This is a genomic window from Actinoplanes lutulentus (genome assembly GCF_003259845.1).
Classification (GTDB): domain Bacteria; phylum Actinomycetota; class Actinomycetes; order Mycobacteriales; family Micromonosporaceae; genus Actinoplanes; species Actinoplanes lutulentus.
Genome location: NZ_QLMJ01000004.1, coordinates 505,804 through 527,707, shown reverse-complemented (window position 1 = coordinate 527,707; position 21,904 = coordinate 505,804). Strand labels below are relative to the sequence as shown.

21 protein-coding genes are annotated in these 21,904 nt (G+C 69.9%); 14 read left to right on the top strand and 7 right to left on the bottom strand.

Going from position 1 to position 21,904, the window contains the following annotated elements:
• Positions 1 to 20: 20 nt before the first annotated feature.
• Genes B0I29_RS12795 through B0I29_RS12770 form a run of 6 tightly spaced genes read left to right on the top strand, consistent with a single transcriptional unit; the run spans position 21 to position 4,518 of the window.
• The gene (locus B0I29_RS12795) at positions 21 to 1,523 is read left to right on the top strand and encodes a PAS domain-containing hybrid sensor histidine kinase/response regulator (protein ID WP_111649119.1); all 1,503 of its coding nucleotides are present in this window, start codon (positions 21 to 23) and stop codon (positions 1,521 to 1,523) included.
• A gap of 20 nt (positions 1,524 to 1,543) precedes the next feature.
• A complete protein-coding gene (gene nadD / locus B0I29_RS12790) occupies positions 1,544 to 2,149 on the top strand; it encodes a nicotinate-nucleotide adenylyltransferase (RefSeq protein WP_111649118.1) in 606 nt (201 codons plus the stop codon).
• 38 nt (positions 2,150 to 2,187) lie between these two features.
• Positions 2,188 to 2,589, top strand: a complete 402-nt coding sequence (gene rsfS / locus B0I29_RS12785) for a ribosome silencing factor (protein ID WP_111649117.1) — start codon at positions 2,188 to 2,190, stop codon at positions 2,587 to 2,589.
• Complete coding sequence (locus B0I29_RS12780) at positions 2,586 to 3,212, top strand: histidine phosphatase family protein (protein ID WP_111649116.1); 627 nt, start codon at positions 2,586 to 2,588, stop codon at positions 3,210 to 3,212. The genes rsfS and B0I29_RS12780 overlap by 4 nt, the downstream gene beginning before the upstream one ends.
• A gap of 35 nt (positions 3,213 to 3,247) precedes the next feature.
• Entirely contained in the window at positions 3,248 to 3,640 is a 393-nt protein-coding gene (locus tag B0I29_RS12775; RefSeq protein ID WP_111649115.1) for a hypothetical protein, read from the top strand.
• A 29-nt stretch (positions 3,641 to 3,669) separates the two neighbouring features.
• Entirely contained in the window at positions 3,670 to 4,518 is an 849-nt protein-coding gene (locus B0I29_RS12770; protein WP_111649114.1) for a DegV family protein, read from the top strand.
• A 4-nt stretch (positions 4,519 to 4,522) separates the two neighbouring features.
• On the opposite strand, the gene B0I29_RS12765 is transcribed toward B0I29_RS12770, so the two are convergent.
• Together B0I29_RS12765 and B0I29_RS12760 are read right to left on the bottom strand one after the other, a co-directional pair.
• Positions 4,523 to 5,344: a DUF1444 domain-containing protein gene (locus tag B0I29_RS12765; protein ID WP_111649113.1), complete on the bottom strand. Its 822-nt coding sequence runs from the start codon at positions 5,342 to 5,344 to the stop codon at positions 4,523 to 4,525.
• Positions 5,345 to 5,363: 19 nt separating this feature from the next.
• A complete protein-coding gene (locus B0I29_RS12760; protein WP_245972475.1) occupies positions 5,364 to 6,131 on the bottom strand; it encodes a putative protein N(5)-glutamine methyltransferase in 768 nt (255 codons plus the stop codon).
• A gap of 428 nt (positions 6,132 to 6,559) precedes the next feature.
• On the opposite strand from B0I29_RS12760, the gene B0I29_RS46650 reads away from it, so the two are divergent.
• The 4 genes from B0I29_RS46650 to B0I29_RS47785 all read left to right on the top strand — a co-directional run bounded on the left by B0I29_RS46650 (position 6,560) and on the right by B0I29_RS47785 (position 11,981).
• The gene (locus B0I29_RS46650) at positions 6,560 to 7,324 is read left to right on the top strand and encodes a ComEA family DNA-binding protein (RefSeq protein WP_375790589.1); all 765 of its coding nucleotides are present in this window, start codon (positions 6,560 to 6,562) and stop codon (positions 7,322 to 7,324) included.
• On the top strand, positions 7,321 to 9,660 hold the full coding sequence (locus B0I29_RS12750; protein WP_245972474.1) for a ComEC/Rec2 family competence protein: 2,340 nt from the start codon (positions 7,321 to 7,323) through the stop codon (positions 9,658 to 9,660). Before B0I29_RS46650 ends, B0I29_RS12750 begins: the two co-directional genes overlap by 4 nt.
• 246 nt (positions 9,661 to 9,906) lie before the next feature.
• Positions 9,907 to 10,878, top strand: a complete 972-nt coding sequence (holA, locus tag B0I29_RS12745) for a DNA polymerase III subunit delta (RefSeq protein WP_111649191.1) — start codon at positions 9,907 to 9,909, stop codon at positions 10,876 to 10,878.
• Positions 10,875 to 11,981, top strand: coding sequence for a hypothetical protein (locus B0I29_RS47785; RefSeq protein ID WP_111649110.1), 1,107 nt, complete (start codon positions 10,875 to 10,877; stop codon positions 11,979 to 11,981). The genes holA and B0I29_RS47785 overlap by 4 nt, the downstream gene beginning before the upstream one ends.
• 1,254 nt (positions 11,982 to 13,235) lie before the next feature.
• On the opposite strand, the gene rpsT is transcribed toward B0I29_RS47785, so the two are convergent.
• Positions 13,236 to 13,502 (bottom strand): 30S ribosomal protein S20, encoded by a 267-nt coding sequence (rpsT, locus tag B0I29_RS12735; protein ID WP_111649109.1) that lies wholly within the window; start codon positions 13,500 to 13,502, stop codon positions 13,236 to 13,238.
• A 170-nt stretch (positions 13,503 to 13,672) separates the two neighbouring features.
• Positions 13,673 to 14,650: a phosphotransferase gene (locus tag B0I29_RS12730; protein WP_111649108.1), complete on the bottom strand. Its 978-nt coding sequence runs from the start codon at positions 14,648 to 14,650 to the stop codon at positions 13,673 to 13,675.
• Between the two features lie 36 nt (positions 14,651 to 14,686).
• Between B0I29_RS12730 and B0I29_RS12725 the strand changes: the two genes are divergently transcribed.
• The 4 genes from B0I29_RS12725 to B0I29_RS12710 all read left to right on the top strand — a co-directional run bounded on the left by B0I29_RS12725 (position 14,687) and on the right by B0I29_RS12710 (position 18,432).
• Positions 14,687 to 15,223 (top strand): DUF4240 domain-containing protein, encoded by a 537-nt coding sequence (locus B0I29_RS12725; protein ID WP_111649107.1) that lies wholly within the window; start codon positions 14,687 to 14,689, stop codon positions 15,221 to 15,223.
• Positions 15,224 to 15,341: 118 nt separating this feature from the next.
• Complete coding sequence (locus tag B0I29_RS12720) at positions 15,342 to 16,052, top strand: MOSC domain-containing protein (RefSeq protein WP_111649106.1); 711 nt, start codon at positions 15,342 to 15,344, stop codon at positions 16,050 to 16,052.
• A gap of 142 nt (positions 16,053 to 16,194) precedes the next feature.
• Positions 16,195 to 18,075: a translation elongation factor 4 gene (gene lepA, locus B0I29_RS12715; RefSeq protein ID WP_111649105.1), complete on the top strand. Its 1,881-nt coding sequence runs from the start codon at positions 16,195 to 16,197 to the stop codon at positions 18,073 to 18,075.
• Between the two features lie 81 nt (positions 18,076 to 18,156).
• Positions 18,157 to 18,432: a GlsB/YeaQ/YmgE family stress response membrane protein gene (locus tag B0I29_RS12710; RefSeq protein ID WP_111649104.1), complete on the top strand. Its 276-nt coding sequence runs from the start codon at positions 18,157 to 18,159 to the stop codon at positions 18,430 to 18,432.
• 59 nt (positions 18,433 to 18,491) lie between these two features.
• Here the strand turns inward: B0I29_RS12710 and B0I29_RS12705 are convergent, their stop codons facing one another.
• The 3 genes from B0I29_RS12705 to B0I29_RS12695 form a co-directional block, all read right to left on the bottom strand.
• Complete coding sequence (locus tag B0I29_RS12705; RefSeq protein WP_111649103.1) at positions 18,492 to 20,129, bottom strand: PAS domain S-box protein; 1,638 nt, start codon at positions 20,127 to 20,129, stop codon at positions 18,492 to 18,494.
• Positions 20,130 to 20,220: 91 nt separating this feature from the next.
• Positions 20,221 to 21,087: a hypothetical protein gene (locus B0I29_RS12700; RefSeq protein WP_111649102.1), complete on the bottom strand. Its 867-nt coding sequence runs from the start codon at positions 21,085 to 21,087 to the stop codon at positions 20,221 to 20,223.
• A gap of 57 nt (positions 21,088 to 21,144) precedes the next feature.
• Positions 21,145 to 21,891: an enoyl-CoA hydratase-related protein gene (locus B0I29_RS12695; RefSeq protein WP_111649101.1), complete on the bottom strand. Its 747-nt coding sequence runs from the start codon at positions 21,889 to 21,891 to the stop codon at positions 21,145 to 21,147.
• Positions 21,892 to 21,904 lie beyond the last annotated feature (13 nt).

The window sequence follows — 21,904 nt, the reverse complement described above, 5'->3', positions numbered from 1 at the left end:
ACGGGGGTGGGGGTGGACGCGTGGAGTGGTCCGAGGAGCTGGCCGGCGGCCTGTTGCAGGCCGCGCCCGACGCGATCCTGGTGATTGACGACGGCCGGATCGTGCTGATCAACGAACGGGCCGAGCAGCTCTACGGCTGGCGCCGGGCGGAGCTGGAGGGTCAGACCGTCGAGGTGCTGCTGACCGACCACGCCCGGACCCTTCTCGCCGAGCGCACACGGCTGCTGCAGGAGTCGTCACCGGGCTCGATCGGCACGATCTGCACCACCGCGCGGCGCAAGGACGGCACCGAGTTCCCGTGCGAGTCCTCCACCACGATCATCGTGACGCCGCAGGGCCGGCTCGCCGTCGCGGTGGTCCGTGACATCACCGAGCGGCTCAACGCCGAGGCGGAGAAGGCCAGGCTGCGCGCCGAGGCGCAGGCACACCGCAGCCAGCGGCTGGAGAGCCTGGGCCAGCTCGCCGGCGGCATCGCGCACGACTTCAACAACATGCTCGGCGTGATCCTCAACTACGCGAACTTCGTCATCGAGGAGGCGGAGGGTGCCGACCCGGACGCCTCGATGATCGCCGCCGACGCGAAACAGGTGGTGAAGGCCGGGCAACGCGGCACCGACCTCACCCACCAGTTGCTGGCCTTCGCCCGGCGCGAGGTGGTCCGCCCGATGCCGATCGACCTGAACGCCCTGATCGCCGGGGTACGGGAGCTGATCTGCCGGACCCTCGGTGATCACATCAGGCTGATCCTCCGGCTGGAGCCGGGCCTGCCGGCGGTGAACTGCGACCCGGCCCAGATCGAGCAGCTGCTGGTCCACCTCGCGATGAACGCCCGAGACGCGATGCCGTCCGGCGGCAACGTGGTGATCGACACCGGCCGGCTGGACGACGAGGTACGGCTGCGGATCACCGACACCGGCCGGGGGATGTCCTCTGACGTGCTGGAACGCGCCTTCGAGCCGTTCTACACGACGAAGGGCAGCCCGGAGAGCACCGGTCTGGGCCTGGCCACCGTGTACGGCATCGTCACGCAGGCCGGCGGCGAGGTCGGCATCACCAGCGAGGTCGGGCTCGGCACCACGGTGACCGTGCTGCTGCCGGGCGGGGCCGAGCTCGCGCCCGAGCAGGATCCCGCCGAGCGGCCGGAGACCGGGGGACACGGTGAGACGCTGCTGGTCGTCGAGGACGAGGACGCGCTGCGTGACGTGGCCGGGCGGATCCTCACCGGCGCCGGGTACCGGGTGATCTGTGCCGAGGGCGGCCCGCAGGCGCTGGACCTAGCCGGACGGCACGACGGCGAGATCGACCTGCTGGTCAGCGACGTGGTGATGCCCGGGATGCTCGGCAACGAGCTGGCCGAGCGGCTCACCGGGGTCCGGCCGGGGACCCGGGTGCTGTACATGTCCGGTTACGCCCACCCGGTCCTGGCTTCCGAGGGCACTCTCGAAGAGGGCGTGACGTTGCTGGAGAAGCCGTTCACCGCGACCGACCTGCTGACAGCCGTCCGCAAACGTCTCGACAACTAACGGACGGCTACTCTTCTCTGATGTCCGGACGGCGTGTGGGAATCATGGGTGGCACCTTCGACCCGATCCATCACGGTCACCTGGTCGCGGCGAGCGAGGTGCAGGCGCGTTTCGACCTGGACGAGGTGATGTTCGTACCGACCGGTGAGCCGTACCAGAAGGGCAAGGTCTCGCCCGCCGAGGACCGGTACCTCATGACGGTCATCGCCACCGCCTCCAACCCGCGTTTCCACGTGAGCCGGGCCGACATCGACCGGGACGGGCCGACGTACACCGTCGACACCCTGCGCGACATGCGTGCCGTCTACGGGCAGTCCGCCGAGCTGTACTTCATCACCGGCGCCGACGCCCTCGGCCGGATCATGTCGTGGAAGGACGCGATGACGATGCTTCGTCTCGCTCACTTCATCGGCGTGACCAGGCCCGGCTTCGAACTCTCCGGCGCGGGTCTTCCGGAGGACAGCGTGACCCTGGTCGAGGTTCCGGCCATGGCTATCTCGTCGAGCGACTGCCGGAATCGGGTCGCTTCCGGCTCACCGGTCTGGTACCTGGTGCCGGATGGTGTCGTGCAATACATCAACAAGCGGGGGCTCTATCGGGACTCGGGGATAACCGACCAGGTGTGAGACGCTTGAAGTCCTAGCATCTGACCGAGGGGACTCCTTTGCCCGTCAACGAACGCGCTCTTGAACTCTCGCTGGCAGCCGCTCAGGCCGCCGCGGACAAGAAGGCACAGGACATCACCATCATCGACGTGGGCGACCACCTCTACATCACTGACGCGTTCGTGATCGCCTCGGCGTCGAACGAGCGTCAGGTCGTCGCAGTCGTCGACGCCATCGAGGAAGCGCTCGTCAACCTGCCGGAGAAAGCGAAGCCGGTGCGCCGCGAGGGCGAGCGCCAGGGCCGCTGGGTCCTGCTGGACTACGTCGACATCGTGGTGCACGTGCAGCACACCGAGGAGCGCGAGTTCTACGCTCTGGACAAGCTGTGGAAAGACTGCCCCACCATTCCGTTCGTCGACCGTGACATGGTCGATGCCGGCGCGGCCTCTCCCGAAGCGTGACCACTCGTCTCATCGTCTGGCGGCACGGCAACACCGACTGGAACGCCGCAGGGCGTGTCCAGGGGCAGACCGACGTGCCGCTCAACGACATCGGGCGCCGGCAGGCCGCGGAAGCGGCGACGCTGCTGGCCGCCATGACGCCGGATGCGATCGTCGCGAGCGACCTGCGCCGAGCCTCGGACACCGCTGCCGCGCTGGCCGCCGTCACCGGCCAGCAGGTCGGTTACGACGAGCGGCTCCGCGAGCGGTTCTTCGGCGTCTGGCAGGGCCTGACCACGGCCGAGGTGGCGGACCAACGCCCCGAGGAGTACGCCCGCTGGAAAGCCGGTAACGACGTCGTCGGCGGTGATGTGGAAACCCTCGACGACCTCGGCAAACGAGTCGCCGACGGCTTCCAGGACGCGGCTCGGCTGGGTTCGCTCGTGGTGGTCGCCACGCACGGCGCGGCCGCTCGTCAGGGCATCGGGCACCTGCTCGGCTGGCCGATCGAGCAGGTCCGCACGCTGCGCGCCCTGCAGAACTGTCACTGGGTGGAACTGACCCAGGACGGCAGCCGTGGCTGGCAGCTGGCGGCGTACAACGTCGGCGTCTTCACGGATCGACCGGTGCCACCTCCGGTCTGAGGGAACCGGGACGACTCCGGTAACGTCCAACAATCATGTTGATTCGTCGAAGCGTCGTCCCCGTCGCGCTGCTCCTGGCGCTTTCCGCCGGTTGCGCGAACAACACCGGGACCGAGACCGGCGCCCCCGCGCCGGCCTCCGCAACCCCTGAGTCGGTCACCACACCGACCCCCGCCGATGAGCCCAGCGTTCCCGGCAAACCGTCCGGTGACGGTGACATCACCACTCTGACCGGCAAGATCGCCGCAGGTGTCGAGCCCGGCTGTCTGCTGCTCGACGGCCACCTGCTGATCTTCAGCGACGCCGCTCAGAAGGGTTCCGTGAAGGCTGGTGACCAGATCACCGTGACGGGCAAGTCCGAGCCGGGCCTCATGACGACCTGCCAGCAGGGCGAGCCGTTCAAGGTCTCCTCCGTGGCCGCGGGCTGACACTCACCTTCATCAAGTACCTTGCCTGCATGACCATCGCGGTAGTCACCGACTCCACCGCGTACCTGCCGGCCGAACTGAGCGGCACGTATGACCTGACCATCGTGCCGCTCACCGTCGTCATCAACGGCTGGGACGGTCTTGAGGGACTCGAGATCTCACCGGCCGAGGTCGCCCGCGCGCTCGGCACCCGCCGGGCCGCGGTCAGCACCTCACGCCCCGCTCCGTCGCAGTTCGTCACCGCGTACCGCCGGCTTCTCGACGCCGGCGCCGACGGTGTGGTCTCCATCCACATCTCCGCGAAACTCTCCGGCACCTACGAGGCCGCCCAGCTGGCAGCAGCCGAGATCGGACCGCGGGTCCAGGTCGTCGACAGCGGAACAGCCGCGATGGGCCTGGGCTTTCCCGCCTTGGCGGCGGCCTCGGCGGCCGCCAAAAATCAAGACCTCGAGACGGTACGCGTAACCGCGGCTGATCACGCGTCGCGAGTGAGCACGTTCTTCTACGTCGACACGCTGGAGTTCCTGCGCCGGGGTGGCCGGATCGGCGCGGCATCCGCCCTGGTCGGCACGGCCCTGTCGGTCAAGCCGATCCTGCACGTGGCGGACGGCGCCATCGTCGTCCGCGACAAGGTCCGCACCGCCGGGCGTGCGCTGACCCGGCTCGTCGACCTGGCCGTCGAGGCGGCCGGTGACGGCGAGGCGGACATCGCGGTGCATCACCTCGGCACACCGGATCGGGCGAGTGCGCTGGTCGACGCGATCAGCACGCGCCTGGGCGATCGGATGCGGGACTGCTATCTCACCGAGGTCGGCGCTGTGGTGGCCGCACACACCGGGCCGGGGCTGGCCGGGGTGGTCATCCACCGCCGGGCCTAGAAAACTATTTCTTGGAGCGTGCTGCCAGCAGCCGCGTTGCTCGGTCGGCCAGGTGATGCAGCGGGTGCCCGGGCGGCGCCGGGTACGGGACCGTGCAGCCGTTGTCGTCGCTCACGTACGCCATCGGGCTCAGCGCCCGGGTCGACTCCATGAAGATCTTCTCCGCCTGCACGAACAGCCCCGCCAGGTGCTCGCTGCCGTCCGCCGTCACCAGCAGGGTGCCGCGCTCCGGCGCGAACGCCACCGGCACCCCGCCGACCTGCCCCTCCAGCCGGGCCAGCCAGCCCTCCAGGAGCAGATGCGAGGTCCAGTACGCGTCGCCGTCGTCGACGAACCGCACCACCACCGGGCCGGACGCCACCCCGTGCAGCACCGCGCCGGAGAGGTTGGCCCGGGCCGCGGCGAAGACCCGATCGGCCGGGACGTTCCAGGCCGCGAGCTGGTCGGGAGTCACGTACGTCATGGTCTCCGGATGATCGACCACGACGAACTCGGAGAGAAACGGCAGCGCCGGCCTGCGCAGAGGCGCGCCCGGCGCGCCGCCGCGCAGGACCGGGCGCAACAGGGGCGCGGCAGCGCGCCAATCCGCCGGCAGGCCAGGGGTACGCAGAAGCCCGGCCACGAAGACGTCGAGTTGCCGCCGATTGATCCGGCGGGTCAGCAGCGGCCGCACCTGCAGGACCGTCGGCTCGGTGTCGCCGGGCGCCGTGAACCGGATCGTGAGGGTACGCGGTGACCAGCGCGCGTCCCTGGCCCCGCCGCGGCGCAACCGGCGGACCACCCGGCGTGCCAGCCGGGCGCGGGTGATCCTTCGTAACAGGCCCACATCCGTCTCCCGAATGGCCCTATCGCGCCGGTACCGGCCGGGCGATGATCGCGTAGGCGTCGAGATCATCGTCGCTGGCGACGGTAGCCGTCAATCCGTTCCCATCGGCGATCGCGATCGCGGCTGCCGACTGCGCCTCGGTGATCTCGGAAAGCAGCACCCCGCCGGGCGCGAGCCACTCCCGCGCCCGCTCCGCGACGGCCCGGAAGATCGCGAGGCCGTCGTCGCCGCCGTCCAGGGCGGTGTGCGGCTCGTGGTCGCGGGCCTCGGCCGGGAGAAACGCGATGTGCCTGGTCGCGACGTAGGGAACGTTCGCGATCAGCACGTCGACGTGCCCGCGGAGGTGGGTGGGCAGCGCGTCGTAGAGATCGCCCTGGTGGACGTTCTCGCCGTCCAGGTTTTCCGCGGCGCAGGCCACCGCGATCGGGTCGAGGTCGGCGGCGTGCAGGGTGATGTCCGGCAGGATGTGCCGGACCGCCATGCCGAGAGCACCGGAGCCGCAGCAGAGATCGACCACGATGCTGTCGTTTGTGGCGTTCTGGGTGGCTATCCGCACCAGCAGCTCACTGCGCAGCCGGGGAACGAAGACGCCGGGGCGCAGCCGGACCCGGACACCGTGGAAATCGGCATAGCCGACCACCTGTTCGAGTGGCTCGCCGGCGACCCGGCGCTCGACCATCGCGTCCAGGGTCGCGGCATCATCGGCGGCCTCGGTGAGAACAGCGGCCTCGTCCTCGGCGAAGACGCAGCCGGCGGCGCGCAGGCGGTGAACGGTTTCCGACGTCACTAGCAGGTTCCGGTCCCTTCCGGGAGTTGTCCACAATGCCGCGTCGTCCACAGGGGTGCGGGCGGACAGGTCGCGAACTTCCTAGGTTTCGGGCCGTGCGAGAGGCGAAGAATAGCGGTGAAGTCGCCGAGGCGCGGCTCCGGGCCGTCCTGCGGCCGTCCCCAGCGCGCGCACCCGCCGCAAGCGGGCCGCTGAGCTGGTCGGACATCATTCCCGGCTGGGCTGAGGAGGACCTCGAACCCCCTTTCGGCCAACCGTCTCCCGGTGGCGAGCCGGCCCCGGGCGGCGACGGGCACGGCGCCGGCTCGCCAGACTTCCCCTCCGGAACAGCGTGGTCAACCCCACCGGGTGCGCCCCCGCCTCGGCCGCCCGGCCCTCCGCCCGCTCCGGCGTGGGCTGAGCCGGACGGTTTTCCCTGGGATGCTCCGCTGCGGCGGCAGGCCCCCGAGCCGGCCGGTCCGGACCTGGCCGCCTATGCCTGGGAGGACCTGCGGGAGAAGCCCTCGCTTGGCGACGAGCGGTTGAGTGGGGCCGGGGCGTTCGGTGGTGAGAAGCGGTCCTGGGCGCAGGCCTTCGACCCGGGGCGGCCCGGTGTGCGGGCTCTTGCGGCCGTCGCTGTCGTGGTGATCCTGGTCGCGGGGTTTCTGGCCTGGCGTTCTCGGCCGCGCGTGGACGACATCGACATCCCGGTGCCACCCGTGTTCGCGTCGTCTCAGCCTGAGGCCGGCGTGGTGCCGGCGCCCGGCGGCAGCGGGGCGACCACTGAGGTGGTCGTCGCGGTCGGTGGCAAGGTGCGCAAGCCGGGCCTCGTCCGATTGCCGCCCGGCGCCAGGGTCGCGGACGCCATCGCCGGTGCCGGTGGTGCGGAACCCGGCGTCGACGTGGCCGCGCTCAACCTGGCCCGCAAGGTCACCGACGGCGAACTGATCATGGTGGGCGTGACGCCACCACCGGGGACGGTCACGGTCCCCGGCGTCCCCCCACCCGCCGGGTCCGGCGGCCCGCTGAACCTCAACACCGCCGATCTCGGCGACCTGGACGCGTTGCCGGGAGTCGGTCCGGTGCTGGCCCAGCGAATCCTCGACGCCCGGGACGCGCAGGGCGGCTTCACGTCGGTAGCCGACCTCCGCAAGGTCGACGGCATCGGCGATGCCCGCTACGAGCAGCTCAAAGAACTGGTCACGGTCGGATGACGCTTCTTGTTGAGCGGCGGATGCCGGATCTGCGTCTGGCCGGGTTCACCCTGGGCATCTGGCTCGCGTCGCTGGCCGCGCTGCACCTGTCCGCCGGGCTGGGCCTGTTCCTCGGAGCCGCCGGCCTGATCGCGGCCGGCATCCTGGTGCTGCTCCGCCGGCAGCTCCGGGCGGCGCGGTGGATCGCGGTGGCGGTGGTGCTCGGGGCGGGGTGTGGCGCGATCTCCACGGCGGCCCGGCTGTCGGTGCGGGAAGCGCCCGCTCTCGTCGCGCTGCTGGAATCCGGCGAGCCCGTCGAGGTGGAACTCATCGTCCGGGACGACCCGCGGCTGCTGCCCGGGGGTGCTGGGCCGCCGACTTATCTGGTCGCTGTCGAACTCCGTACCGTCAAGGCCGGAGAGGCCGCGCCGGTCCGCCTGGCCGCACGCGCGCTGGTTCTCGGCTCCGATCCTGGCTGGCGGGGGCTGCTGCCCGGGCAGCGGGTGATCACTGTCGGACGTCTGATGCCGCCGCGGCCCGGTGACCTGCGGGCGGCAGTGATCTCCGCGCGCAAGCCGCCGGAGTTGCGGGGGAGGCCGTCGTGGGCGCAGCGGGGTGCCGGTGTGCTGCGGGACGGGCTTCAGCGGGCCTGCGAGCCGTTGCCGGACAAACCCGGCGGATTGCTTCCCGGCCTGGTCGTCGGTGACACGAGCAGGCTGGATCCGGCGCTGGAAGAGGAGTTCCGCACCACCGGAATGACACATCTGACCGCTGTGTCCGGAACGAACGTCGCTATTTTGATCGGCGTTGTGCTCTTTCTCGTGCGTCGAACCCGCGCCGGGCCGCTGATCTGCGCGGTCGTGTGCGCCGTAGCGCTGGTCGGGTTTGTGCTGCTGGCTCGGCCGTCGCCGAGTGTGGTCCGGGCCGGCGCGATGGGCACGATCGGTCTTCTGGCGCTGGCGTCGGGCCGGCAACGGGCCGCCGTTCCCGCGCTCGCCGCGGCGGCCGCCGTCCTGCTCGCCGCCGACCCGGAACTCGCCGCCGACGCCGGCTTCGCCCTCTCCGTGCTGGCCACCGCGGGTCTGCTCCTGCTCGCGCCGGTGTGGCGGGACGGCCTGCGGCGGCGCGGCTGCCCGGCCGGTGTCGCCGAGGCTCTCGCGGTGCCGGCCGCCGCGCAGGTGGCGTGCGGCCCGGTGGTCACCGCGCTGTCCGGAACGATCAGCCTGATCTCGGTACCCGCCAACCTCTTGGCAGTGCCGGCCATCGCCCCGGCCACGCTGGCCGGGGTCGCGGCGGCGGTGATCTCGCCGTTCTGGCCGGCCGCCGCCGAGTTCCTCGCCTGGATCGGGCACTGGCCCACCGCCTGGCTCGTGCTGGTGGCGCACACCGGCGCCCGGGTGCCGTCCGGCGCCGTGCCCTGGCCGGGTGGTGCCACCGGTGGCCTGCTGCTCGCGGTGGTCACGGTGGCGTTCCTGGTCGCGGCGCGCAAGGCCGTCGTCCGCCGGCTCGCAGCGATCGTCGCGCTGGGCGCGATGCTCGGTGCCCTTCCGGTACGCCTTCTCGCCTCCGGCTGGCCGCCACCGCAATGGCTGGTCGTGGCGTGCGCGGTCGGCCAGGGCGACGCCGTGGTGCTCCCGGCGGGCGCCGGCCGGGCCGTGGTCATCGACGCGGGGCCGGAACCGGACGCTGTCGACCGGTGCCTGCGGCGGCTCGGCGTACGCGAAGTCGTACTCCTCGCGGTCAGTCACTTCCATGCCGACCACATCGGCGGGGTGAGCGGGGTGTTCCGCGACCGCCGGGTGAACGCGGTGATCGGCCCGGACTGGCCGGAGCCCGCCGCCGGCCGGTCCGCCGTGGAGTCGGCAGCGGGCGAGGCCGGTGTGGCGCTTCGCGTGGCCGGGCCCGGCTGGACCTGGACGATCGGCGAGCTGCGTCTCGACGTGCTCGGCCCCGGCGTGCCGTTGCGCGGCACCAACTCCGACCCGAACAACAACTCGCTGATCCTGCGGGCCGTGGTCAGCGGGCGCAGTGTGCTGCTGCTCGGCGACGCGGAGACCGAGCAGCAGGATGATCTGGTGAGCCGGTTCGGCCCGGCCGGCCTGCGCGCGGACGTGCTCAAGGTCGCACATCACGGCAGCGCACTGCAGTCGGCCGAGTTGCTGGACGCGGTGGATCCGGCGGTGGCGCTGGTCTCGGCGGGGCGGGACAACGATTACGGGCACCCGAACGGGCCGCTGCTGAGTCTTCTTGTCCGGGACGGTGCGCGCGTTCTGCGTACCGATGAAATGGGTGACATCGCCGCGGTGGCCGCGCCCGGCGGGTTGGCGGTCGCCGCCCGCGGCGACCCTCCCGCGTGATCACCAGATCGGGTACGCGTGACGACACGCCCGGCGCGGGGATGCATTTTCGCGGACATCACGGATGATAGTGCTCAATAACGGACGAAACACCACGGAAGAGTTATGGGCCGATTCGGCCTGGGCAGCAGACTGTACGGGCGGCAGTTCATCTTTGACCGCCGATATGTCTGGTTTCGCGTTCGGTGATCGGCGTTGATGCGCGAAGGAGTGAGCCACGCTGACTTGTCGGTGGCGCGTGCGACGATGTTGAGCGTGAATTCGTCTTTGCTGCTCGTCCAAGGTGATGAGGAGCTGCTCGCCGCCCGCGCCATCGCCGCGGCGGTCGAGGCTGCCCGAGCCGCCGATCCCGGCGCCGACGTCCGGGAATATGAAGCGGGAGCTCTGGCCGCCGGCGAGGTCGCCGAGATGCTGAGCCCGTCCCTCTTCGGAGGCCGCCGGGTGCTTGTGATCAAAAGCGGACAAGACGCGCGCAAAGACCTGACAACAGCCCTTCTTGCGTACGCGAAAAACCCCGACCCGGACGTGACCTTGATCGTCGCCCACGTGGGCGGTGCCAAGGGCAAGGCGTTCGCCGACGGTCTGCGGGCCGCCGGTGCCGAGGTCGTGCCCGCGGCAAAGCTGAAAGGTGACCGCGAGCGGATCGCCTTCGTCCGGGACGAGTTCCGGCGCAACGGCGCCCGCTGTGACGAGGCGGCCGCATCCGCGCTGCTCGCCGCGGTCGGCAACGACCTGCGCGAGATCGCCGCGGCCTGCTCCCAGCTGCTCGCCGACACAGACGGCAAGATCAGCGAGGCGGTGGTGGCGCGTTACTACAAGGGCCGCGCCGAGGTCAGCGGCTTCACGGTGGCCGACGCCGCGATGGTCGGTGATCTGCCCGGCGCGCTCGAAGCACTGCGCTGGGCGCTGCACGTCGGCGTCGACCCGGTGCCGATCGCGGACGCTCTCGCCGACGGCGTGCGGACCGTGGCGCGGGTGGCCTCGGCCGGCCGCGGCAACCCCTACCAGCTGGCGAGCACATTGGGCATGCCGGCCTGGAAGATCCAGCGGGCGCAGGAGCGCAGCCGCGGCTGGACCCCCGACGGTCTGATCGACGCCATGCGTGCCGCCGCGGATTGCAACGCGGCGGTCAAGGGCGGAGCGGAAGACCGCGGTTACGCGTTGGAGCAAGCGGTCTTCGCAGTGGCGGCGGCCCGGCGGAACGGTGGTGCTCGGTGACCAGGACGGTTCGATCAAGGCGGGCAGAGATCGCCAACCAGCCTCTGTACGCGAGGACGCTGCGCCTGCGCCACCTCGCCCCGAGCGGCCTGCTCTGTTTCGTCTTCCTGGAGGGCACGCTGGTGCTCGGCATCCTGCTGGCACTGGCCGAGCTGGTCAGCTGGTGGGGCGTGCTGGTGCTGCCGATCACCGTGGCTCTGATGGTCAAGTTCAACGACCTGATCGCCGGAGCCCTGACCCACCAGCACGTGGTCGCCGACCCGACGACGGTCCGCGCTTCGGTGCTGCGCTCAGCCGCAATGCCGGACTCCCACGACGACGACTCCGCTTTCAGCCAGGCGCAGACCATGATCACCGGCGCGGCGCCGGCCGTGGAGCACCGGATGACCGGCCTGGGCTTCGGCTTCGCGTCCAGCGGCTCCGAGCAGACCGGTGCGCTGTTCGGGTTCCCGGGCTCGGATCAGAACCCGAGACAGTTCAGCCCGGCCGACCACGAACAGCCCGCATCGATTTTCAGTGGCTACGGCCAGGCGGCACAGCCCGGTTACGGCTCAGCGGGCGCGGACCAGCCCGCCGGCTACGGCCTGGCGGGTGCCGATCAGCCGGGCTACGGCCTGGTGGGTGCGGAGCAGCCTGGCTTTGAAATCGCCGGCGCTGACCAGCGTGGCTACGGTTTCGCGGGCTCGGGTCAGCCCGGTCATGCGCAGGGCAACGGCGCGGTGTTCGGGCTTTCCGGGGCAGGGCAGGCCCCGGGCGGCTTCGGGCAGGCGCAAGGTAGCTACGGGCAGGCCCCGGGTAGCTACGGGCAGGCCCCGGGCAGTTTCGAGCAGACGCCGGGCGGTCTTGGTCAGGCGCCGGGCGGCTTCGGGCAGGTGCCGAGCGGCTTTGGCTACGCCGGTGCGAACGCGGGCGACGGCTACGGCGATCCCGGATATCCCGGCGGCCAGAACGGCTATGGCCCGGCAGCGAACTATGCGCATGCCGACGGCCAGCCCCGCCCAGGAGTCCCCGCCGTGGGCGCCCCGGCGCGGCGGCAGTGGGCAGACCAGCTCGACGTCAGGCAACAGATGGCCCGCCAGGCCGCAGCCCGCCGCTACGAGTAAGCAGGCGGCCCACCAATACGAGTGAGCAGCGGTCCGCCGCTACGAACAAGCAGACGACAGCACCACACGAGCCCGGTGACCGCCCAGGTCCCGGGCTCGCGTGCAGCCCAGAGCCACTTCGGCCCGCCCGGGCTCTCTCGCCGCATCGGTTGTGCTGTTTCCGTTGCTGGCATTGTCCGCGTCGGTCTTATGCGGCTCCTGGCGAGTTCGGTCAGCTCGACTTTCGCCGTTGCGGAACTGGGCGGCCCCAGATCAGGGACGCTTTCGATAGGAACCTCGTGTCCCACCAGGCGTCAGTCCGAGCGCCGGCCTGGGCTCAGCCTCACGGCGTGCTGCACGAAAAGCGACCACGCCAACTGTGGCCGGACAGCTAGAAGGCGCCACTCGCCTCACCGAACCGTCACGGAGGGTGAGCGCCAGCCGCAGAGCGCCGCCGTCACCGGCCGAATCTTGGAGGCCTGCGGGTGCTCTGGCCTCCACAGGTCTCCAAGATTCGGCACTTTTCACCTTTAATGGTTGCAGCGCGTGACCAAAGTCCTCGCGGACCACCCGAAGTCGACATGCCACAGGCGGCCTTCCCGCAATCTTGTGAGTTTGCGGTCGAACGGACGGCCGTACCGCACAAGATCCGGACGGCACCTCGCAAGGAGAGTCGCCAGAGACCGGGAGCTGGGCGCGCGGCTGGCGGCGATCTTGTTGACTTTCGCGGATACGTGTCCGCTCAACTCTTCAAGATCGAATAGCGCTGACCTAGCGCTGGCCGATCTTGGGGAGTTTGCCGCGAACGGTCCGTGCTCTGGCCTCCACAGGTCTCCAAGATTCGGCACTTTTCACCTTTGATCGTTGCAGCGCGTGACCAAATTGCTCGCGGACCATGCCACAGGCGGCCTTCCCGCAATCTTGTGAGTTTGCGGTCGAACGGACGGCCGAACCGCACAAGATCCGGACGGCACCCAGCAAGGAGAGACGCCAGAACCCGCTACCGACCCACAGCATGGCGAAACTCGAGGGGTCGTCATCCGGGCGGTGGCTGCCTAGTGCGTCGTCCAGAAACGTTCACCGGCCTCGTACCCCGGGAGGCGACCTATGGCACCCGGCTGGGTCCCGTTGCGGCGCCGAGGAGGCGTACCCGGGCATGGCGAAAGCCGGTCGCCCTGTAAAGGGTGACCGGCTTTCGCAAAGCTTGCCCACCGCCAAGTGGGCGTTGTCACTGGCCGCTTCCGTGCGGCCGTGACCTGATCCGGAACGAGAGGATCAGGCGGACAGCGAGGCGATCTTCTTAGCGATGGCCGACTTGCGGTTGGCCGCCTGGTTCTTGTGGATGACGCCCTTGCTGACAGCCTTGTCGAGCTGACGCGAAGCGGCACGCAGCAGCGCGGTGGCCGACTCGGTGTTACCCGAGTCACTCGCCTCGTGCAGCTTGCGGATCACGGTCTTCAGCGAAGACTTGACCGACTTGTTGCGCAGACGGGCCTTCTCGTTCTGCCGGTTGCGCTTGATCTGGGACTTGATGTTCGCCACGCGACAGCCTTGTCCTGACTAGGTTCGGAAAACGGTCTCTCGCGGTGGTCCACCTCTGTCGGCTGCCGTTGGCAGCTGACAACACCGTGTCACCACACGCGAGGTTCGAGACTACCAGCACCCCTGCGAGCCGCCAAAACGGCTCCGAAATGGCTCCGAAACGACCCCGATCACGGTGACGGCCAGCCACGGCGTTCGGCCAGCCAGGACAGGGCTTGGGTGCCGCTGAAGCGCTGATGCTGGCGGCTGTGCGGCGAGGCGCTGCTGGGTCCGTCGGCAGCGCGTACCAGCCAGTACCCCGCCAGCGCGGCCAGAGCGCCGTCCACGCCGTCCGGGGGCGGGTTCCAGGGGCGGAGGTACGCGTCCACGTCCAGACCGCTGGCGTACGCGCTGACCAGCAGCGTGACCGTGTCGTACCAGGGTGCGCCGAGGCAGGGCCAGGTCCAGTCGCAGAGCCAGGCCGTGCCGGAGTTGTCGATCATGACGTTGTCGACGCGCAGGTCGCCGTGGCACATGCCGGTGCCGGCGGCCAGGGCGGGCAGGGCGCGTTCAAGGGCTGCCAGCTCACCCAGCCGGGATGCGGCGGTCGTTTCGCGGGCGGTTGACGGCATCCGCTCATGACCGGATTCGATCAGCTGCCACCAGGACATCTCGGCGCGCAGGATCGATGGGAGCGGTGGAAGCCCGTTCAGTGAAGGCGGTGGTGTCGCCAGGGCCGCGGCGGCTGTCGACCACGCTTCCAGGGCGGATTCCACGTGAAGCCTGCTCCAGGGCAGTGACGGGATCCGGCCGTCGATCGCGTCCAGGCCCAGGGCGTACCAGCCGGCCTCGGCGAGGGTCCAGCGCGGCCGGGCGGCCCTGACCGAATCCGGCAGGGCGTGGGTGATGGCGGCCTCCCGGGCGTACCACTCGGAGGCCGGTTCGCGCAGCGGCGCCGCCTTCACGAACGTGCTGCTGCCGGCCTCGGTGGTGAGGACCGCGGCGAACGCACGGGTGAATCCGCCGCCTGCGCTCCGCGCGGCGACAACCGGCGAGGCGAGGCGCACGCTGATCACTTCACGCACTCTTCGCGGCAGGTCGCTCCATTCCGGGCGTACGGAAGTAGCGTCGTACGGTACGTCAGGAAGCGTGACCGGCCGGATCTCCATATGTGGATTGTCATACCGGGCTGCGAGGATCCAGGTATGAGAACCGACGATTTCTGGGCGGTCGTCGACCGCGCCACCGCGGAGCGGCCCGCCTCACCGGCCGATGTGGCCGAGCGGGCCGTCGCCGACCTGGCCACGCACGACCCCGAGGAGATCGTCGCCTGGGGCCGCCACCTGGAGAAGGTGCTCGTCGCCTCCGGCAAGGAAGATTTGTGGGCCGCCGCCTATCTGATCAACGGCGGGTGCACCGAGGAGGGCTTCGACAACTTCCGGGGCTGGCTCGTCGCGCACGGGCGCAAAGCGGTCGCCGCCTCGGTGCAGTCGCCTGACGTGCTGGCAGGCATGCCGGCGGTGCGTGCCGCCGCGGAGAGTGGCGCGGTCTTCGAGGCCGAGGAGGTGCTGACCATCGCCGCCCGGGCCTATGAGAAAGCGACAGGCAAGCCGCTGGCGGCCGACGAGGATCCGCCGCGCACCCGCCCGGAGGTCGCCGACCTGTGGGACTTCGACAACGAGGACGAGATGCGCCGCCGGCTGCCCCGGCTGTCCGAACTCTTCCTCGAACCCCCGGACTGAGGAGCCCCCGGACTGAGGGACCCCCAGACTGAGGAGCCCTGGGACTGAGGAGCCCCCGGACTGGCAGGCTCCCGGATCGGGGCTTGAAACGGTTGCCGGGTTCGGCAGACTCGGTGGCATGAGCGCTGAGCATGGGACTGTCACCGCAGTCAGCCGTAACGACGCCTACACCTTCACCAAGCCGAACCGGGACGAGATCGTGCTGGTCGCCGGCTTCGGCGTGGAGGGTGACATCCACGCCGGGGTCAATGTTCGGCACCGCAGCCGGGTGGCGCTGGACCCGACGCAGCCGAACCTGCGACAGGTCCACCTGATCCACGCGGAGCTCTTCGAGGAGGTGGCGGGGAAAGGGTACGAGGTTCCGGCCGGCGGGCTGGGGGAGAACGTGACGACCACCGGCCTGGACCTGCTCGGCCTCCCACGCGGCACAATCCTGCGCTTCGGTGAGGCGGTCGCCGGTGGCACAAAAGCCGAGGAGACCGGTGAGCACCCCGTCGACCCGGTTCTCGCCGCCGCCTCGGCGGCCACGCTCGACCCGGCGACCGCGCGGGCCGCGGACGCTGTCGCGGAGGCCGTTCGCCGTGACGTGGCGAGCGGCGAGGACGCCCGGCCCGCGATCGTCCTGGCCGGGTTGCGTAACCCGTGTGCGCAGATCAACGGGTTCCGGCCCGGCCTGCTCAAGGAGGTCCTCGGGCGGGATGAGCAGGGCGACGTGGTGCGCAAGGCCGGCGTGATGGCGGTCGTGCTGCGAGGCGGCCCGGTCCGCCCCGGCGACCCGGTCACGGTCGAGCTGCCATCGGCATCGCACGCCGCTCTCGAAATGATCTGACCCGGCCGAGGCGGCGCTCGATCGGGTGTGCTCCGATCGCTCCTCGCGGACGTGGGACGATAGGGGTGCCGACTCTGTTCCTCGGCATGACCCGCACCGCGACAAGAACGCGTGACCCTCACCGCGACAAGAACGGAAGACCGTGCCTGGACCGCTCGACCCCGGCGTGAACGTGATCGGATCGACCGATCCCGGCCGCATCCGCAACTTCTGCATCATCGCTCACATCGACCACGGCAAGTCGACCCTGGCCGACCGGATGCTGCAGATCACCGGGGTGGTCGACCCACGCCAGATGCGCGCTCAGTACCTGGACCGGATGGACATCGAGCGCGAACGCGGCATCACCATCAAGTCGCAGGCCGTGCGCATGCCCTGGACCGTCCGCGAGGGCGACCGCAAGGGTGAGACCGCCGTCCTCAACATGATCGACACCCCTGGGCACGTCGACTTCACCTATGAGGTCTCCCGCAGCCTCGCCGCCTGTGAGGGCGCGATCCTGCTGGTCGACGCCGCGCAGGGGATCGAGGCGCAGACCCTCGCCAACCTGTACCTGGCGATGGAGAACGACCTCCGCATCATCCCGGTGCTCAACAAGATCGACCTGCCGGCGGCGCAGCCGGAGAAGTACGGCGAGGAGCTCGCCAAGCTGATCGGCTGTGACCCGGCCGACGTGCTGCGCGTCTCGGGCAAGACCGGCGTCGGCGTCGATCACCTGCTCGACGTGGTGGTCCGGGAGCTCGCGCCCCCGATCGGCGACGCTGACGCACCGGCCCGGGCGATGATCTTCGACTCGGTCTACGACGTCTATCGCGGCGTGGTCACCTACGTCCGTGTGATCGACGGCCGGATCGAGGCTCGCGACAAGATCAAGATGATGTCCACCGGAGCGGTGCACGAGCTCCTGGAGATCGGTGTCGTCTCGCCCGAGATGGAGAAGGCCCAGGCGCTCGGCGTCGGCGAGGTCGGCTACCTGATCACCGGCGTGAAGGACGTCCGCCAGTCCCGGGTCGGTGACACCGTCACCCGGAGCCTGCGGCCCGCGAAGGAAGCCCTCGGCGGTTACAAGGACCCGAAGCCGATGGTCTACTCGGGCCTCTACCCGATCGACGGCTCGGATTACCCGGCGCTGCGCGACGCGCTCGACAAGCTCCAGCTGAACGACGCGGCGCTCACCTACGAGCCGGAGACCTCGGCGGCACTCGGCTTCGGTTTCCGCGTCGGATACCTGGGCCTGCTGCACCTGGAGATCATCGGCGAGCGCCTGGAACGGGAGTTCGGCCTCGACCTGATCTCGACCGCGCCGAACGTGGTCTACCAGGTGATGACCGAGGACGCCGAGCTCAGGACGGTGACGAACCCGAGCGAGTTCCCGGCCGGCAAGGTCGCCGAGATCCACGAGCCGGTGGTGCGTGCCACGGTCCTGGTGCCGAACGAGTTCGTCGGCGCCGTCATGGAGCTGTGCCAGAGCCGTCGCGGCATCATGCTTGGCATGGAGTACCTGTCCACCGAACGAGTGGAACTCCGGTACACCCTGCCCCTCGCCGAGATCATCTTCGACTTCTTCGACCAGCTGAAGAGCAAGACCAAGGGGTACGCGTCCCTGGACTACGAGCCCTCCGGCGAGCAGACGGCCGATCTGGTCAAGGTGGACATCCTGCTGCACGGTGAGCCGGTGGACGCGTTCAGCGCGATCGTCCACAAGGACAAGGCCTACGCGTACGGCACGTCGATCGCCGCCAAGCTGCAGAAACTCATTCCGAGGCAGCAGTTCGAGGTGCCGATTCAGGCCGCCATCGGCAGCCGGATCATCGCCCGCGAGACGATCCGCGCGATCCGCAAGGACGTGCTGGCGAAGTGCTACGGCGGTGACATCAGCCGGAAGCGCAAGCTGCTGGAGAAGCAGAAGGAAGGCAAGAAGCGCATGAAGATGGTCGGCCGCGTGGAGGTTCCGCAGGAAGCCTTCATCGCCGCGCTGTCCACCTCGGAGGGCGCTGACACCAAGGGATCAACGAAAAAATAAAAGCGGTTTGGTTTCTCGGGGGGTCGGGAACTCTGGGGCTCGACGGACGCAACAAATGCTCCACCCCCCGAGGAGGAACCAATGACTGTTACCGGAATCATCACCGCCCTGATCGTCGGTCTGATCATCGGCGCGCTGGGCCGTCTCGTGGTCCCCGGCAAGCAGAACATTCCGCTCTGGCTCACGCTGGTCGTCGGTGTTGTCGCAGCGCTGCTCGGCACCGTGATCGCCCGCGCTACCGGTGTTGCTGACACCGCCGGTTTCGACTGGATCGAGTTCTTCTTCCAGGTCGTGCTCGCCGCGATCGGTGTCGCGCTGGTTGCCGGTGTCGGTGGCCGTCGTCGCCTGACCCGATAAGGCACAGGCAACACCCAAGGCTTAAATGCCGGACCCCATTGGGGTCCGGCATTTGGCCGTTAGAAGCGGAACTTGTGCTGCGCACTGCGCCGGTTCACCTGGGCGGGCATCTCGCCGACTTCCTGGTACGGCACCCGCTCGCCGGGATCGTGCCGGTCGGTGATGTCCTTCATGGTCACCACGAGACCCTGCACGAGCCGGTCATCACGCAGATCGCGGTACGTCATCTCGACGAAGGCCTGCGTGTCGTCCTTACGGCGCAGTGCGCAGAAGACTTTGCCGTCGCCCTCGGCGCGCAGCCTCACTCGTACCATCGCCTGGTCGTCGGGGTGGACCAGATCGTCGAGGGCGATGAGCGGCGGCAGCTCGTCGCCGCCGAGCAGGCGGCGGAGTTCCGGGCTGGCATAGCGGATGCGGTGATCGGAATCGATCACCGCCATGATCTCGGCGGTGTTGCGGATCACGGCGCGCAGGTAGAGGTCGCTGTCGCGCCGGCCGACCGCCTCGACCAGGGTGATCCGGTCGAGAGCGAGAGCGGTCTCGCCGGCCAGCACTTCGAGAGCGTCCCGGCAGGCGGTCAGTGCCTCTTTGCGGCCGGTCAGGATGAGCGCGCCGCCGCTGGGCCGGGCCACGGCGAGGGGTTCCAGCCGCAGCGGGCAGATCAGAACGCACTCGTCCGGGTCCTCGGCCGGCGCCCACCAGCTGCGCGAACCGGATCCGGCGGGCGCGGGCGGCAGCGACTCGGCGGCGAGGCGGCCGTCGTCGGTGGCGAGCAGGACGCGGCTGACCGAGCCGGGCGGGAGCAGCCCGATGATCGCGGTACGCACTGCCGCGTCCACCGCGGGCTGATCGGCCGCCGCGACCAGGGCCGTGTTGGCGGTACGCAGACCACGTTCCCGATTCAGCGCGGCACTGTGCTGACGGATCGCGTCGGCCAGGCGGGTGATGGTGAGCAGCAGCGTGATCGCACCGGTGACGGCGATCACCACCCCGTCGCGGACGTCGTTGTTGAGAGCCTCGATGAGCAGCACCGCCGGAGGCGTGGCGGCCGACGCGGCGAGCAGCACGGTCCAGTGGATCCGCCACGGGGTGGGTTCCGGCGGACGCGGCTCGGTGAGCCGGACCATCGACGGGTGCAGCGCGGACAGCCCCCAGCAGAGATAGAGGGCCACGTACGTCGTCTCGGCGGCGAACGAACCCGTGGTCAGCGGATAGAAGATGTCCCCGGCGAGCATGCCGAGCCCACCGGCGAGCAGCAGGATCGCGGCGACGTTACGACGGTCGGCCAGGACCAGCCGGACCGAGACGCCGGTCAGGAGCAGGTCGCCGATCACGTCGGCGGCGTTGACCGCGCCCATCTGCCCGGCCGAGCCGATCACGAAGACCCAGACGACGAGCAGCGTCGAGCAGGAGAACGCGACCAAGTCGATCAGCCGGGCGCGGTCGGCCAGCATCGAGCCGTCCCGGGTGAACTGGAGCAGACAGACCACGACCAGGGCGAACATCGCGAGGTAGCAGACCTCGGCGAGGTCCATCCGCCGGTAGGCGTAGAAGACGTCACCGGCACTGAGCGTCGCGACCGCGCCGGCGAGCAGCAGCCACGGGGCCTTGCGGGCCGGTCGGTGACGTCGCACGCCGTACAGGATGGCGGCGACGCTTCCTGCTCCCAGCAGGATCCACTCGATCGCCCTCAGCACGCTCTACTTAGTACCAGGGTGGTTGCGGACTGTCCATGTCGATGTATACGCAGCGCAACCCGGTATGCGGCAGATCGAGAGTTACGTCCGGTCACCGAAACACCTCAGCCACCACCTGTGCGGTGTTTCCGCCCGTGCCGCCGGTTACCGGCTGCCATTTCCCGTCCGGCGCGTGCCATTCCAGGTCGGCGAAACGTACCCGTTCGAGGCCGCTCACCGCGGCGTGCGAGACCAGCCAGTGCGCGTACCGCCAGCCGGTGTCGGGGCTGGAGACCGTGACGGTCAGGCCGGCCGGGTCGCTGGCGGTCGCCTTGTTCGGCAGCTTCTTGCCCCAGTCCAGCTTGAGGCTGGCGAGCAGGGCGGTGGCTGCCTCGGCGCCGCGGGCCGCCGGGGTACCGGTGTACCGGCACTCGACGGCGCCGGTGGCCCGGCCGGTCAGCGCGGCGGCGAGCACCCGCGACTCGTCGGACCACTTCTCGTACGCCTCCGGGTACGCCGAGCGCTGCACCTTCTGTGCCGCGTCGGTGACCCGCATCTCCTCCCAGCCCTTGACCTTCTTGAGGGCTGAGTAGAACTTGCCGGCCGCGTACCGAGGGTCCTTGATCTGCTCGAACGTGCCCCAGCCCTGGCTGGGGCGCTGCTGGAAGAGCCCGACCGAGTCCCGGTCGCCGTCGTCCAGGTTCTCCAGTTTCGACTCCTGGAACGCGGTGGCGAGCGCGATCACCACGGCCTGCTCGGGCAGGCCGCGCCGGACACCGACCGCGGTGATCGTCGCGGCGTTCGCCATCTGTACGGAGTCGAGGGTCACCTGTCCGTCGGCGCTGACCGTGCACTCGGGGCCCAGCTGCGGCAGCTTGATGTTGGTCACCACCGAGCGCAGAACCACGAACACGCCGAGCGCGCCGAGGAGGGCCAGCAGGGCGATGCCGCCCATGATCGATTTCTTCCGCACGCCCACCTCCAAGCTGTCGCCGGCCGCCAAGCCTAACCAACGAGCGCCCGTAGCCCGGCGTGACTACATGGCGACGGACCAGGACGGATCCCGTTTCTCCCGAGCCGCGGCGACACCCTCGCGCCCTTCCGCGGACTTGAAGTATCCGGCGGACCGGTGTGCCAGATCTGCCAGTTCGGTGCGGATCGACTCGTTCCGCGTACGCCGGAGAAGTTGTTTGGTCCCGGCAAGCGCGAGAGGACCGCCGCGAATGAGCGACGCGCAGAAGCCGGCCACGGCTTCGTCCAGGTCCTCGGCGGCGACCGCGGCAGTGACCAGGCCGATCTCCGCGGCTCGCGTGCCGTCGAAGACGTCGCCGGTGAGGAGGAGCTCGGCGGCGGCGCGTGGCGCGAGCCGGGGCAGGACGGTGGCGCTGATCACCGCGGGGATCACGCCGAGGCGTACCTCGGTGAAGGAGAACGTGGCGGAGCGGTCGCAGACCGCGATGTCGGCCGCGCCGATCAGGCCGAGGCCGCCGGCGCGGGCGGGACCGGCGATCCGGGCGACCACCGGTTTGGGGAACTCCCAGAGCACGGCGAGCACGTCGGCGAGCAGTTCAGCGGGGAGTTTGTCGCCGGGCGTGGCCGCGGCGGTCTCCTTCAGGTCGACGCCCGAGCAGAAGACCGGGCCGGTGTGTGAGAGGACGATCACCCGGCACGCCGGATCGGCGGCGGCCGAGGCCAGATCGTCGAGCATTCCGCGCAGCACAGCGGTGGAGAGCGCGTTGCGGCTGGCAGGGTTGTCCAGAGTCAGGGTGCGGACCGGATCCATGTCCGGAACGATA

What these genes read in the sequence shown, in the direction of transcription:
- B0I29_RS12775 (WP_111649115.1), top strand. Translation starts at nt 3,248, where the DNA reads ATGTTGATTCGTCGAAGCGTCGTCCCCGTCGCGCTGCTCCTGGCGCTT.
- B0I29_RS12770 (WP_111649114.1), top strand. Translation starts at nt 3,670, where the DNA reads ATGACCATCGCGGTAGTCACCGACTCCACCGCGTACCTGCCGGCCGAA.
- B0I29_RS12710 (WP_111649104.1), top strand. Translation starts at nt 18,157, where the DNA reads ATGACTGTTACCGGAATCATCACCGCCCTGATCGTCGGTCTGATCATC.
- B0I29_RS12695 (WP_111649101.1), bottom strand. Translation starts at nt 21,891, where the DNA reads ATGGATCCGGTCCGCACCCTGACTCTGGACAACCCTGCCAGCCGCAAC.
- B0I29_RS12720 (WP_111649106.1), top strand. Translation starts at nt 15,342, where the DNA reads ATGAGCGCTGAGCATGGGACTGTCACCGCAGTCAGCCGTAACGACGCC.
- holA (WP_111649191.1), top strand. Translation starts at nt 9,907, where the DNA reads ATGTTGAGCGTGAATTCGTCTTTGCTGCTCGTCCAAGGTGATGAGGAG.
- B0I29_RS12750 (WP_245972474.1), top strand. Translation starts at nt 7,321, where the DNA reads ATGACGCTTCTTGTTGAGCGGCGGATGCCGGATCTGCGTCTGGCCGGG.
- nadD (WP_111649118.1), top strand. Translation starts at nt 1,544, where the DNA reads ATGTCCGGACGGCGTGTGGGAATCATGGGTGGCACCTTCGACCCGATC.
- B0I29_RS12725 (WP_111649107.1), top strand. Translation starts at nt 14,687, where the DNA reads ATGAGAACCGACGATTTCTGGGCGGTCGTCGACCGCGCCACCGCGGAG.
- B0I29_RS12730 (WP_111649108.1), bottom strand. Translation starts at nt 14,650, where the DNA reads ATGGAGATCCGGCCGGTCACGCTTCCTGACGTACCGTACGACGCTACT.